13 protein-coding genes are annotated in these 13,129 nt (G+C 62.9%); 7 read left to right on the top strand and 6 right to left on the bottom strand.

All coding sequences use genetic code 11. The features are described 5' to 3' along the window. Positions 1 to 7: 7 nt before the first annotated feature. The 3 genes from CNQ84_RS10800 to CNQ84_RS10790 are packed head-to-tail and all read right to left on the bottom strand — an operon-like array spanning position 8 to position 3,412. Positions 8 to 721 carry a dual specificity protein phosphatase family protein gene (locus tag CNQ84_RS10800; protein WP_245841332.1) on the bottom strand — a complete coding sequence of 238 codons (714 nt, stop codon included), beginning with the start codon at positions 719 to 721 and terminating at the stop codon, positions 8 to 10. After that, entirely contained in the window at positions 708 to 1,451 is a 744-nt protein-coding gene (locus CNQ84_RS10795) for a phosphatase PAP2 family protein (protein ID WP_165771273.1), read from the bottom strand. Before CNQ84_RS10795 ends, CNQ84_RS10800 begins: the two co-directional genes overlap by 14 nt. After that, entirely contained in the window at positions 1,448 to 3,412 is a 1,965-nt protein-coding gene (locus tag CNQ84_RS10790; RefSeq protein WP_096004883.1) for an LTA synthase family protein, read from the bottom strand. The genes CNQ84_RS10795 and CNQ84_RS10790 overlap by 4 nt, the downstream gene beginning before the upstream one ends. Before the next feature lie 114 nt (positions 3,413 to 3,526). On the opposite strand from CNQ84_RS10790, the gene CNQ84_RS10785 reads away from it, so the two are divergent. The 6 genes from CNQ84_RS10785 (at position 3,527) to CNQ84_RS10760 (ending at position 9,477) form a co-directional block, all read left to right on the top strand. Then, the gene (locus CNQ84_RS10785; protein WP_096004882.1) at positions 3,527 to 4,204 is read left to right on the top strand and encodes a response regulator transcription factor; all 678 of its coding nucleotides are present in this window, start codon (positions 3,527 to 3,529) and stop codon (positions 4,202 to 4,204) included. Then, the gene (locus CNQ84_RS10780; protein ID WP_096004881.1) at positions 4,201 to 5,463 is read left to right on the top strand and encodes a sensor histidine kinase; all 1,263 of its coding nucleotides are present in this window, start codon (positions 4,201 to 4,203) and stop codon (positions 5,461 to 5,463) included. Before CNQ84_RS10785 ends, CNQ84_RS10780 begins: the two co-directional genes overlap by 4 nt. A gap of 130 nt (positions 5,464 to 5,593) precedes the next feature. After that, positions 5,594 to 6,286, top strand: coding sequence for a class I SAM-dependent methyltransferase (locus CNQ84_RS10775; protein ID WP_096004880.1), 693 nt, complete (start codon positions 5,594 to 5,596; stop codon positions 6,284 to 6,286). Beyond that, the gene (locus CNQ84_RS10770; RefSeq protein ID WP_096004879.1) at positions 6,283 to 6,993 is read left to right on the top strand and encodes a lipopolysaccharide kinase InaA family protein; all 711 of its coding nucleotides are present in this window, start codon (positions 6,283 to 6,285) and stop codon (positions 6,991 to 6,993) included. Before CNQ84_RS10775 ends, CNQ84_RS10770 begins: the two co-directional genes overlap by 4 nt. Then, on the top strand, positions 6,983 to 7,387 hold the full coding sequence (locus CNQ84_RS10765) for a diacylglycerol kinase (protein WP_096004878.1): 405 nt from the start codon (positions 6,983 to 6,985) through the stop codon (positions 7,385 to 7,387). The genes CNQ84_RS10770 and CNQ84_RS10765 overlap by 11 nt, the downstream gene beginning before the upstream one ends. A gap of 26 nt (positions 7,388 to 7,413) precedes the next feature. Continuing rightward, positions 7,414 to 9,477, top strand: coding sequence for an LTA synthase family protein (locus CNQ84_RS10760; RefSeq protein ID WP_096004877.1), 2,064 nt, complete (start codon positions 7,414 to 7,416; stop codon positions 9,475 to 9,477). 40 nt (positions 9,478 to 9,517) lie between these two features. On the opposite strand, the gene CNQ84_RS10755 is transcribed toward CNQ84_RS10760, so the two are convergent. Genes CNQ84_RS10755 through CNQ84_RS10745 form a run of 3 tightly spaced genes read right to left on the bottom strand, consistent with a single transcriptional unit; the run spans position 9,518 to position 11,887 of the window. Continuing rightward, a complete protein-coding gene (locus CNQ84_RS10755) occupies positions 9,518 to 10,894 on the bottom strand; it encodes a TRAP transporter large permease (RefSeq protein WP_096004876.1) in 1,377 nt (458 codons plus the stop codon). Then, the gene (locus CNQ84_RS10750) at positions 10,894 to 11,454 is read right to left on the bottom strand and encodes a TRAP transporter small permease subunit (RefSeq protein ID WP_096004875.1); all 561 of its coding nucleotides are present in this window, start codon (positions 11,452 to 11,454) and stop codon (positions 10,894 to 10,896) included. The genes CNQ84_RS10755 and CNQ84_RS10750 overlap by 1 nt, the downstream gene beginning before the upstream one ends. 40 nt (positions 11,455 to 11,494) lie before the next feature. Further along, positions 11,495 to 11,887 carry an acyl-CoA thioesterase gene (locus CNQ84_RS10745; RefSeq protein ID WP_083723866.1) on the bottom strand — a complete coding sequence of 131 codons (393 nt, stop codon included), beginning with the start codon at positions 11,885 to 11,887 and terminating at the stop codon, positions 11,495 to 11,497. Positions 11,888 to 12,121: 234 nt separating this feature from the next. On the opposite strand from CNQ84_RS10745, the gene CNQ84_RS10740 reads away from it, so the two are divergent. Continuing rightward, positions 12,122 to 13,090 (top strand): PstS family phosphate ABC transporter substrate-binding protein, encoded by a 969-nt coding sequence (locus tag CNQ84_RS10740; protein ID WP_096004874.1) that lies wholly within the window; start codon positions 12,122 to 12,124, stop codon positions 13,088 to 13,090. Positions 13,091 to 13,129 lie beyond the last annotated feature (39 nt).

The following is a 13,129-nucleotide window of genomic DNA, read 5'->3' as shown; positions in this document are numbered from 1 at the left end:
CGCAGCGTCAGCCCCCTTCCATGGCCATACGCTGATCAGGCAAAGGGTCGGCTCGTTGCCATAGCGCGCGCAGCTGACACAGTGCCATGGCGTTGGTGCTGCATGCGCCGCTGGCCACGGCGTCGCGTACCGCAGCTACATTCACGCGGTTGAGGTAGCCGACCGCATCGCTCATCAGCTCGCCGTCGCCAAAGCCGCCCTCGAGCATTTCCGCCATGGCCTGTTCGCGGCTCCAGCCATCAAACACGATGCGGTACATGGCGGCCATCAGGCCGGTGCGGTTCTGGCCGTGCTTGCAATGGATCAGCACCTTGCCTTGTTGCTGACCAGCGCGAATCTCACGCAGCACCCGAATCACGTCGGCGTCGGTCACCCGGTCGGCGTGCAGTGGCTCGTGGACGGCGGTCAGGTTGCTGCCGCTCAGCCAATCGTCGTTGCGCTGGTAGAAGTTGATAACGGTACTGATGCCCTGGGCCTGAAGGGTCGGCAAGTCTTCACCATCCGGCAGTGCGCTGCGGTACAGGTTGGGCGCGATGCGGTAGAGCCGCAGTGCCGGGTCGACCGGAGTGGCCCAGTCGGCAGGGCGGGCTTGGCCCGCAGCGAGGGTAGCAGCGGGCATCTGGACCTGATCGCTGCGCAGCACGTCCGGGCGGGCCAGTGCAACGACAGTAAAGGCCAGCAGCGGCAGGCCGGTGGCCAGCATCAGATTACGCAGTTTCATGGCGCAGCTCCCCTAGTTGAGTAATTGTGTTTGGCTGTGGGGCCGGGCGGTACAGCAGCAGCCGGTAGCAGAGCAGCGCGATGCACCAGTCGAACAACAGGGTCCAGACGTTGTGCGAGAGGAAATGCGCGCCCTGCATGGTGCGCCCGAGTGACAACACGCTGCCGAGTGCCAGTGCGCCGATCAGGGCGCCGCGGGCGGCTCGCGGAAAGCGGTCACGCAGGGCAAAGAACAAGGCCAGCAGCGAGAACCCGGAGGAGGCATGACCGCCGGGCCAGCAGCGTCCGGCCTTGTTGCTGTCCGGGCGGGCCGACAGCAGCGGCGTGTGAATCTCCGTGCCGCCGTACTGCACCAGACTCCAGGGGCAGGGCACGTTGGTCAGCTGCTTGAGCGGCGTGACCAGACTGGTAGCCAAGGCCAGCGACAGCACCAGATAGCCCAGCTCCGGCCGCCAGCGCCGCAGCCGGGCCGGCAGCAGGCTGAGGAGAAAGCCAATGATCGCCAGCACGCCGATCAGGATGACGGCCTGCTTGACCCGGTCGTGCAGGATGTCCTCGAGGAAGAAGCTGTGGCGGCCGACGAAGCCGTCGCCCGGCACGTAGAACAGGCCGGAGAACCAGAAATCCAGCGCGCTGGTGTCAAACACCAGCATCAGCGCCATGACTGCTGCCGGAATCAGCAGCCAGCGACCGACCGGAAAGGGGCGCGTTGGGCGCGCGCTGCGGCTCATCGCTGGCTTACCTGACGGACAGGGTGGCTGCTGGAAGGTTGCCACGCCAATAGCTGGTGGCCGTAGTCGTAGCTGGCGCCCTCGTAGTAGGCGATGGCGCGACGGACCAGCGGATCAGTGGCCTGCGCCGCCTTTTCTACGCTCAGGTCCATGGCGTCGTCGTGCCGACGGATCAGGCCGCGCGGGCTGAGGATCGCCAGATCCTGACCGTCAAACAGGCCCAGATGCTGATAGTTACCGATCAGCGCCCGCCCCGGGCCGGTATCCGCGCGCAGCAGGTTGTGGCCGAAGAAGGTCGAGGTGTAATCCATGTTCAGCAGGCCCATCAGCGTCGGTGCCAGATCGATCTGGCTGGCCACGCGGCTGTCCTCGCGGGCGTCGATCAGGCCCGGGGCGTAGACGAACAGCGGGATGTGGTAGTTGTGCACCGGCAGGTCTTCCTTGCCGGCGCTGCCGGCGGTGTGGTCGGCAACGAACACGAAGACGGTGTCCTTGAACCAGGGTTTCTCACGCGCTTGCTCCAGAAACTGGCCAATGGCGTAGTCGGTGTATTTCACCGCACCTTCACGACCGGTGCCGGAGGGGATGTCGATGCGGCCTTCCGGGTAGCTGTAGGGGCGGTGGTTGGAGGTGGTCATCAGCTGCAGCAGGAACGGCTTGCCGGCGGCAGCATCGGCGTCGGCCAGCTTCAGGGTCTGGTTGTAGAGGTCTTCGTCGCTCATGCCCCAGGCGTTGGTGAAGGTCACTTCCTCGTCAGGCACGCTGGCCTGATCGACTACCCGGTAACCGTTGCCGGCGAAGAACGCATTCATGTTGTCGAAGTAGCCACGACCGCCGTAGACGAACACGCTGTCGTAGCCCTGCGCGCCGAGTTGCTGGCCGAGGCTGGCAAACCCGGTTTCGCGGCCGATGCGCTTGACGATCGAGCGGCCGGGGGTCGGCGGGATCGACAGGGTGATGGCTTCCAGGCCGCGGGTGGTGCGGGTGCCGGTGGCGTAGAACTGGTTGAAGTAGAGGCTCTGCTTGCGCAGGGCATCGAGGTTCGGTGTCAGGTTACGCGCATCGCCTTCGCTGCCCATGTATTTGGCGCTGAGGCTCTCGATGGTGACCAGAATCAGGTTCAGCTTGCGCGGCTGGCCGGGGTTATCGATCTGCCGGCGAATGCCCATCGGGTCGGTGTCGACAAAGCGGGCGTTCGGCTCGCTGACTTCATCACGCAGGCTCTTGGCGGCGGTGGCCTCGGGCAACTGCGGGTAGAACTGGGTGTAGTCCAGTTCGTTGTTCCGGAAGGCGGCAAAGAACTGGTACGGCCCGTTGCTGGCCAGCTCATGCTGGTAGGCGTTACCGCCCGGGCTGCGCGGGAAGTTCTGGCCAATGATGACAATGCTCAAGGTGATCGTGGTCACGGCGCCAGCCAGGCTGACGCCACGCTGGGGCCAGCTCAGCAGCGGAGCGGCAGCGATGCGGCGCACCCGTGGTTGCAGCAGCGCGGTGGTGATCACGGCGATGACGGTCAGCGCTGCCAGCAGCGGATAGACCGGGTAGGACTCAAGGATGTTGTTGATCACCTCGTCGGAGTAGACCAGATAGTCGACGGCGATAAAGTTGAAACGCACGCCGAACTCATCCCAGAACAGCCATTCGGCCACGGCGGTAAACAGCATCAGGAACACGCCGATGGTCATTGCCACCTGCAGTACCCGCAGATGCCAGCGCTTTCGCCAGAGCCAGCCTGGGCACAGCAGCAGGTAAAGCGCCAGCGGTGCTAAAGCGTAGAGCAGAAAGCTGACATCGTAGATCACACCCTCGCCGTACAGGCGCAGCACGTCGCCCAGGCTGAGCTGGGCTTCGCTCAGATGGGTCATCAGCAGCAGGGTCGAGCGGGTAACGAAGAAAACACCGAGCCAGAGGGCTGCGAGCAGGCCAAGAAAGCGGGCTTGGACGGATTTGAGCAGGGGCATGTGACGGTCCGTAGTTGAAATCGACCGTCGCAGTGTGGTGATCTTGCTGTCGGCGCAGCGTCAACGCGCTGTGAAAATTTTGTCAAGCTGCGCTGTTTCCGGAGAGCCCCCTGCATGCGTATTCTGGTCATTGAGGATAACCGCGATATCCTCGCCAACGTGATGGACTACCTGCAGCTCAAGGGCTACACGGTGGACTGCGCCCAGGATGGGATTTCGGGGCTGCATCTGGCGGTCAGCGAGCACTACGATCTGATTGTGCTGGATATCATGCTGCCGGGCATGGACGGCTATCAGCTGTGTCAGCGTCTGCGCGAGGACGCAGGCCGTGACACGCCGATTATCATGCTGACCGCGCGTGATGCGCTGGACGATCGGCTCAAGGGCCTGAAGGTTGGCGCCGATGATTACCTGCTCAAACCCTTTGCGCTATCCGAACTGGTAGCCCGTATTGAAGCCATCCTGCGCCGCAGCAGTGGTGGCGGACGCCACCGGCTTGAGGTGGGTGATCTGAGCTATGACCTGGACACCCTGCAGGTCAGCCGCGCGGGCAAAGCGCTCAAGCTCAACCCGGTCGGGCTCAAGCTGCTGGAAGTGCTGATGCGCAAGAGCCCGGCGGTGATTCGCCGTACTGTGCTGGAAGAGGCGCTCTGGGGCGACGAACTGCCCGACAGCGATAGCCTGCGCAGCCACATTCATCAGTTGCGGCAGATCGTCGACAAACCTTTTGAAACGCCGCTGATTCATACCGTGCACGGGGTTGGTTACAGCCTTTCGGAGCCGGCGCAATGATCCGTAAGCAGCCGCTGCGGCGGCGGATCGTAATTGCCTTCACGCTGATGACGCTGGCGGTCAGCGGGGTGTTTTCGCTGGGGATTGTCGGCATTGTGCATTTTGTCGAGGAGCATCTGGTCTCCCAGGAGATGGGGGAAGAGCTCGATAGCGTCCTGAAGCAGGACCTGGCGCACGGGCTGCCCCCTCGACTGGACGCCAAGACCCGCTTGTATGCCTCGCACATGCCGGGCTACGAGATCCCGGCAAGCCTGCGCGACATGGAGGAGGGGTTCAGCGAACTAGTTGACGACGACCATGCTGCTTACGTGTACGTGCGCCAGATGGGTCAGCAGCGTTTTGTGCTGGTGCAGGAGCAGGCTGAATTTGAAGCGCGCGAAAGTATCCTGTTCGCCGTGGTCTTTGCCGGATTTCTGCTCAGTGTGCTGCTCGGGGCGCTGCTTGGCTGGCTGATGGCGCAAAAGATTTTGGCGCCGATTATCCGCCTGGCAGGCCAGGTACAGCACCGCGACCAGCTGCTGCCACTGGCCCCGCCGCTGGCCTCGGACTACGCCGATGATGAGGTCGGTCACCTGGCCGAGGCGTTCGACGCGACCCTCAGCCAGTTGCGTCGTACGCTGGAGCGCGAGCGCCTGTTCACCGGCGATGTCAGCCACGAGCTGCGCACGCCGTTGATGATCATTGCCACCTCGACCGAGCTGCTTGAGGCCAGCAATCTGGGTGAGCGTGAGCGTAGACAGGTGGATCGCATTGCCCGCGCCGCAGAGGAAATGAACGAGCTGGTGGGCACTTTCATGTTGCTGGCACGTGCCAAGGATCAGGCAGTGCGTCTGACCGGTAGTTCACGGTTGCTGGATATCGCGCGCGAGCAGGCCGAACGCTGGCAGCGAGGTTTTGCTGACAAGGGGCTTTCTTTTGATCTGATTGTCGAGGCAGAGGACGCGGGAAACTACCATCCGGGGCTGCTGGCAACGGTGATGTCCAATCTGTTGCGCAATGCCTTGCACTACACCGAGCAAGGGCACGTGCGGTTGGTGTTGCAGCAGAGCGGATTTCGGGTGGAGGACACCGGTCCCGGCGTACCCTCTGAGCAGCAGAGCGAGATATTCGAGCCGTTTGTGCGGGGCAGCGAAGCGCGGGGCGAAGGGCTGGGGCTTGGCCTGTCGCTGGTCAAGCGTATCTGTGCCCATCAGGGCTGGTCGGTGACCATGCGTTCGCCGGCCTCTGGCGGCAGCTGCTTTGAGGTCAGTCTCGGCTGATGCCGGATGGAATAACCCCGATTGCAGAGCGATTAACCGCTGTTTTCACGAAATTTTGACATCCCTTTGACGGGGCCTTGATCCGCCGGTCAATACCCTGACAGCACTTATCACTGTCAGGGTCACCGTCATGTCCGAAGTCAAACCGATCGAACTCGCCTTCTCCGACAAGTACGACCGCGCTCACTCTCAGCAGTATCTCGACAAGCATCAGACCGGCCTCTCGCGTCGGCTCTCCAGCTGGCGCGACATGCAGCTCGCGCGCCGTGCGCTGAAAGACGCCGGTGAGCCCAACCTGGTACTGGACCTGCCCTGCGGTGCCGGTCGCTTCTGGCCGTTACTGGCTGAAGCACCGAACCGGATGATTCTGGCGGCCGATAATTCGGCCGACATGATCCGCACCGCCGTCGCTGGCCAGCCAGCGGAGGTGGTGGCGCGGGTCAAGCCCTTCCAGACCTCGGCCTTTGACATAGACCTTGGCGACAACGCGGTCGACAGCATCTTCTGCATGCGCCTGATACACCATGTGGCTGACCACGAGCACCGACTGGCGCTGCTGCGTGAGTGCGCCCGGGTTACCCGGGACACGCTGATCATCTCGCTGTGGGTCGATGGCAACTACAAATCCTGGAAGCGTGCCCGGCTGGAAGCACGCCGGGCGCAGAAGGCGCGCGCCGGACAGAACCAGAACCGTTTTGTGGTTGCGCGTGATGTGATTGAAGCCGAGTTCCGCGAGGCCGGTTTCAGCGAAGTCAGCCATCACGATTTCCTGCCGGGCTATGCCATGTGGCGGGTGTACGTGTTGCGCAAGGTGAACGCATGAGCGCCGTTATCTCGGCCCAGGGCCGACTGCCGTCATTTGGTCAGGCGCGTTTTGAGCGCTGGTGGGATCTGGATGGTAAATGGGTTGAAGCGCCCAATCAGCGTCGCGGTGGCGAGAGCGGTGTAAAGCTGCTGCCGGCGCAGGGCCGCGATATGCCGAGGCTCTACAGCAAACGTCAGGTAGGGCATATCTACCGCAGCTGGTTGCATCCCTTTGGCCGCCCGACGGTGCTGCGTGAAGAGCTGGCGCTGCGTGCCTGCGAGGCGTTGGGTGTGCCGGTACCCAACCTGGTGTTCTGTGCCGCTCGTCAGCATCAGGGGCGCTGGCAGGGGCTGCTGGTGACTGAGGAGCTGAGTGGCTACGTCAGTCTCGGCCAGTGGTATCAGCTTGGTGCGACCACTGCTCAGCGCCACGCAGTGTTGCAGCAACTGGCGTGTGTGCTCAAGCGCTTGCATCGCGGGCGTCGGCAACATGGCTGTCTCTACGCCAAGCATATCTATGTCCGGGTTGAGGGCGAACAGGCCGAGGTTGCCTTGCTTGATCTGGAGAAAAGCCGTCGACGCCTGCTGCGCAGTCGGGCGGTACGCCATGACCTGGACCAGCTGAGCCGCCGCCGTGAAGGCATGCCGGAGAGCGACTGGCAGTACCTGCTGGCCTGTTATCACAGCCTGGCTGACGGCAACGGAGGCAGTCGTCATGCAGCATGAGTCGCTGGCGGGCGCGCAGGACGCGCTGAAGCTGAAAAGCCGGGGCGGTGTGGTGCGGGTCTTCAAGGCCGCTGGCTACTCGTTGGCCGGACTGCGCGCCGCCTTTATTTTCGAAGCTGCATTTCGCCAGTTGCTGGGGCTGGCAGTGGCATTGATTCCTCTGGCTTTCTGGCTACCTGTCAACCGGGTAGAGCGCGCGCTGATGGTCGGGGTGGTGTTGTTGGCGCTGATCGTCGAATTGATCAACTCCGCCATCGAGGCGGTGGTTGACCGTATTTCGCTGGAACTGCATCCGCTGTCCAAGCGCGCCAAGGATCTGGGCAGTGCCGCGCAAATGCTCGCGCTGCTGCTGATTACCAGCGTCTGGAGTCTGATTCTTTTCTCGCCCGCCTGAGCGGGCCTGTCTGTGGAACCTGTTTGATGACCCTGTCTACTGCCTCGGCCAGCCGGCCGGTGGTTGGCCTGCGTGGCCAACTGTTGTTCATCGTCGGTGCGCTGGCGGCACTGGCCCTGATGCTGACGCTGTGGCGTGGCGCCCTGCTGGCCTGGAACTGGGAGCTGGCTGCCGAGGTAGCCCGCGCTGATTTGCTGGAGGCATTTTTCAACGGTCTGCGCTTCGACCTGCGGGTCGTCGTCATCGTCGGCGCGCCGTTGATGCTCACCGTTCTCAGCGCGCGGCTGATGGCCATGCGCACGTTGCAGTGTCTGTGGCTGGCGCTGGCGACCGTGCTGCTGTGTCTGCTCGGCGCCACCGAGTTGAGTTTTTACCGCGAGTTTCATCAGCGCCTGAACACGCTGGTGTTCCAGTATCTGCAGGAAGATTCGGCGACCGTGCTGAGCATGCTCTGGTATGGCTTCCCGGTGGTGCGGCTGCTGCTCGGCCTGACTCTGGTCAGTTGGCTGATGTATCGCAGTTACCGCTGGCTGGATCGCCGCACCTGGCTGCCGGCGACCGCGGCGAACCGGCAGCACAGCCGGCTGGGAGCGCTGGCGGCACGGGTTTCGGTGCTGCTGCTGTTGCTGGTCAGCTCGACGGTACTGGCCCGTGGCACCCTGCGTCAGGGCCCACCGCTGCGCTGGGGGGACGCCTTCACCACCGAGTCGACCTTCGCCAATCAGCTCGGCCTGAGCCCGGCGCTGACGCTTTATTCGGCCGCCAAGGCGCAGTTCTCTGATCACCGTAACAACGCCTGGCTCGGCCTGATGGATGACGCCAAGGCGACCGAGATCGCCCGTGACCTGCTGCTGACCGAGCATGACCAGTTGATCGACGCCGAACAGGCGCCGGTGCGCCGTGTGTCTGACCCCCCTGTCGATGGCGTGTTGCCGGTGCGCAACGTGGTGGTGGTGCTGATGGAGAGTTTTTCCGGTTACTACACCGGGGCGCTGGGTTCGCCGCTGGGGATTACCCCGGAGTTCGACAAGCTGAGCAAACAGGGCCTGCTGTTTACCCGTTACTTCTCCAACGGCACCCATACCCACCAGGGCATGTTCGCGACCATGGCCTGTTTCCCCAACCTGCCCGGCTTTGAGTACCTGATGCAGGAGCCGGAGGGTGGCCATGCGTTTTCCGGTCTGCCGCAGTTGCTGAGCAAGCGCGGCTTTGACGACCTGTATGTGTATAACGGTGATTTTGCCTGGGACAATCAGAAGGGTTTTTTTGGCAAGCAGGGCATGCGCCACTTCATCGGTCGCAACGAGTACGTCAACCCGGTGTTTTCCGACCCGACCTGGGGCGTATCCGATCAGGACATGTTTGACCGGGCGGTAACCGAGCTGAACGCGCTGGATCATGACCGTCCGTTCTATGCACTGCTGCAGACCCTGTCCAATCACACGCCTTATGCCTTGCCGAGCCCGCTGCCGGTGCAGGCGGTCACTGGCCAGGGCGCCAATGATGAACACCTCACAGCCATGCGCTATTCGGACTGGGCGCTAGGCCGATTCTTCGATCAGGTGCGTAACCAACCCTGGTACAAGGACACCCTGTTTGTGGTGATCGGTGACCACGGCTTTGGCACCCCGCGGCAACTGACGGACCTTGATCTGCTGCGCTTCAACGTGCCCATGCTCCTGATCGCCCCGGGCATCACTGGGCGCTTTGGCGCGCGTAACGACACTGTCGGTACCCAGGTGGATGTGGTGCCGACCATCATGGGGCGGCTGGGGGGCGAGGTGCAGCACCAGTGCTGGGGCCGGGACCTGCTGGCGCTGCCGGCGGACGACCCCGGCTTCGGGATTATCAAGCCGTCCGGTGGCGGTCAGACCGTGGGTCTGCTGCGCGGCGACGAACTGGTGCTGCAGCCGCGTGGCGAGCAGCCCCGCGCGTATCGCTACCAGCTTGGGCCGGAGGCGGCTGTGACCGAACAACCCGGGGTTTCGGCGGAGCTGCGAGACGCGCTGAAGGCATACGTGCAGACCGCAACCAGCGCGCTGCTGGACGACAAGGTGGGTGTAGACGTGGCGACCGGCAAGCGCGGTTGAGCGAGGCAGGCGGCCGGGCAACGCCCCAGCCGTCTGGTTGTCACTGAGCCAATACGCTCGGTAGCCAGGTCACCAGACTGGGCCAGCAGGCGGCAATGGCCAACATCAGCAACTGAATGACAATAAAGGGCAGCACGCCACGGTAGATCGCCGACGTGGGGACCTGCGCGGGTGTGACGCTGCGCAGGTAGAACAGCGACAGGCCAAAGGGCGGCGTCAGGAAGGAGGTTTGCAGGTTGAGCGCGATCATCACGCCCAGCCAGACCGGATCGACGCCCATGCTCAGCAGCACCGGACCGACAATCGGCACCACCACGAAGGTGATTTCGATAAAGTCGAGAATAAAGCCGAGCAGGAAGATCGCCAGCATCACCACCAGCACGGCGGTAAAGGTGCCGCCGGGCAGCGAGTGGAACAGCTCATGAATCAGCTCGTCGCCACCAAAGCCGCGGAACACCAGCGAGAAGATGGACGCGCCCAGCAGAATCATGAACACCATGGCGCTGATTTCGGCGGTCGCCTGGGCCACCTCACGCAGTTTGCCGACACTCAGCTGGCGCTTGAACAGGGCCAGAATACCGGCGCCTAGTGCGCCGACGGCAGCGGCTTCGGTGGGCGTCGCAACGCCGCCCAGAATCGACCCGAGTACCGCCATGATCAGCAGTAGCGGCGGCAGCAGGCTGCGCAGCAACTGGCTCAGCGAGACGCTGCCTTGATCATCTGGACTCGGCGCAGGCAGCTTGTGTGGCTGGCGCCAGGCGACAAAGGCCAGATACAGCAGGTAGAGCACCACCAGCAGCAGGCCGGGCAGCAAAGCGCCGACGAACAGGTCGCTGACGGTCACGGTCTTGGGCGAAAAGATGCCCAACTTTTGCTGCGCCTGCTGGTAGGCGTTGGCGAGCACATCACCGAGCAGGACCAGAATGATCGACGGCGGAATGATCTGCCCCAGCGTACCGGTCGCCGCCAGCGTGCCGGTCGCCAGTGACGAGTCATAGCCCCGGCGCAGCATGGTCGGCAGGGCCAGCAGGCCGAGGGTGACCACGGTGGCGCCAACGATCCCGGTACTGGCCGCCAGCAGCGCGCCGACGATGCAGACCGAAAACGCCAGGCCGCCGCGCAGTCCGCCGAACAGCCGGGCCATGGCATCGAGCAGGTCTTCGGCGATGCGGGATTTCTCCAGCATCACGCCCATGAACACGAACAGCGGCACCGCCATCAGTGTCTGGTTGGTCATGGTGCCGTACAGACGGCTGGGCAGGGCGCCGAGAAAGCTCGGTTCAAACAGATTGAACAGGATACCGATGCCGGCAAACAGCAGGGATACGCCGCCCAGGGTAAAGGCCACCGGGAAGCCCGCCATCAGGGCCAGACACAGGCACACAAACAGGGCAATGGCCATAAATTCGCCGCCCATCACAGGTGCTCCTCATGGCTTGCCGGCAAATGCGTGCTCTGGATGCCACCCAGCACCGCCAGGGTCTTGAGCAACTGCGCCACGGCCTGCAGCAGCAGGCTGGCGACCAGCAACAGGATGAAACTCTTGTGCACATAGACCCACGGCAGGCCACCGGCGTCGGCGGAGCGCTCCTGACGCTGCCAGGACATGGCCACATATTCCCAGCAGTTCCACGCCAGAAACAGGCACATCGGCAACAGAAACAACAGGCAGCCGAGCAGGTCGATCAGCGCCTTGCCGCGATTGCCCATGCGCCGGTAAAAGATATCCACGCGTACATGAGCATCGCGCTGCAGTGCCCAGGCGGCTGCGCCGAGAAAGACCAGCGAGTGGGCGTAGAGGATGATTTCCTGGGTGGCGGTGGCGCCAATGCTGAAACCGTAGCGCAGCAGGACCACGGCGCAGGTCAGCAGCACCATGAACAGCGTCAGCCAGGCGACTGCGCGGCCGAGCAGGCTAGTGCCACGGTCGATGTGCCTGGCAAGGCCAAGCCCGGCGGAGAGAAAGCGTTGGGTCATGTAGCAGGTGTCCGTCAGGGGGTTGGGGATGCCAACCTGCTCAGGACGGAATCACCCGGGTACGACCGCGGTCATCAATGGCGACGAAGACAAAGGTGGCTTCGGTGACCTTGCGGCTTTCATCGTGGGCCAGGTCTTCGCTCCAGACTTCGACCAGGATCTTGATCGAGCTGCGGCCAATATCCAGCACCTCGCCGTGGAAGGCCAGCTGCGCACCCACCGGAACCGGGACCATGAAGCCCATGCGGTCGATGGCGACCGTGGCGACGCGGCCACGGGCAATGCGTGCTGCGATGCTGGTGCCGGCGGCGTCCATCTGTGCCACCAGCCACCCCCCATAGATGTCGCCAAAGCTGTTGCAGTCGCGTGGCAGAGCGGTGATTTTGAGAGCCAGTTCACCCTGCGGCACGGGATCGGTATCTAAATCGTGCATTGGTAGACTCGGTAATGGTCTATTGTATTTGTTGTGCCGTGCCCCGGCGCGAGCCCGTTACGCGGCAAGCCGCCTATGGTAAGGGATTGCCGCCTGCCTCTCAATCATTGTCTGGCAGCGTTCTGCTGCAAATTCTGCGCTTCACACAATTGTCATAATTCGTGAATAGAGTTGTCACAACCCGCTCTGATACTGAGTCGCGTGTTGCAAACACTACCTCAACAGGAGAATGACATGAAACTCAAGCGCTTGTTCGCTGCCGTTACTTTCGCTGCTACCGGCCTGGTCGCCGGCACCAGCTTCGCCGCCGTTGACCCGGCGCTGGAAGACTACCAGCGCGTTGGTGGCGTATCCGGCAACCTGTCCAGCGTTGGTTCCGATACTCTGGCCAACATGATGACCCTGTGGGCCGAAGAATTTAAGCGTCTGTACCCCAACGTCAACGTGCAGATCCAGGCTGCTGGTTCTTCCACTGCGCCGCCGGCACTGACTGAAGGTACGTCGAACCTGGCTCCGATGAGCCGCATGATGAAAGACAGCGAAATCCAGGCTTTCGAAGAGCGCTATGGCTACAAGCCGACCGCTATTCCGGTTGCCATCGATGCCCTGGCTGTCTTCGCACACAAAGACAACCCGATCGAAGGCCTGACCATGGCTCAGGTTGACGGCATCTTCTCTGCTACCCGTCTGTGCGGCGGCGAAGATCTGGACACTTGGGGCAAGCTGGGTCTGACCGGCGCCTGGGCTGACCGTGACATTCAGCTGTACGGCCGTAACTCGGTTTCCGGCACCTACGGTTACTTCAAAGAAAACGCACTGTGCAAAGGTGACTTCCGCAGCGGCGTGAACGAGCAGCCCGGTTCTGCCTCTGTTGTTCAGTCTGTCAGCCAGTCGCTGAACGCCGTTGGTTACTCCGGTCTGGGTTACAAGACCTCCAGCGTTCGCGCTGTTCCGCTGGCAGCTGAGGAAGGCCAACCCTTCATCGAAGCCAACGAAGAGAACGCCATCGCCGGTACCTACCCGCTGTCGCGCTTCCTCTACGTTTACGTGAACAAGGCGCCGAATGGCGAGCTGGCTCCGCTGGAGCGCGAGTTCGTCAAGATGATGCTGTCCAAGCAAGGCCAGGAAGTGGTCTTCAAGGACGGTTATGTGCCGATGCCCAAGCGTGCCGTGGACAACGTCCATCAGGAACTGGGCTTCTAAGCAGCAGCTTTTCGGCACGGATGCCAGAAAAAGGGGTGT

Source organism: Pseudomonas abyssi (genome assembly GCF_002307495.1).
GTDB classification, from domain to species: domain Bacteria; phylum Pseudomonadota; class Gammaproteobacteria; order Pseudomonadales; family Pseudomonadaceae; genus Halopseudomonas; species Halopseudomonas abyssi.
Note: the sequence above shows the minus strand (reverse complement) of the source record. Positions and strands in the feature narration are given on the sequence as shown.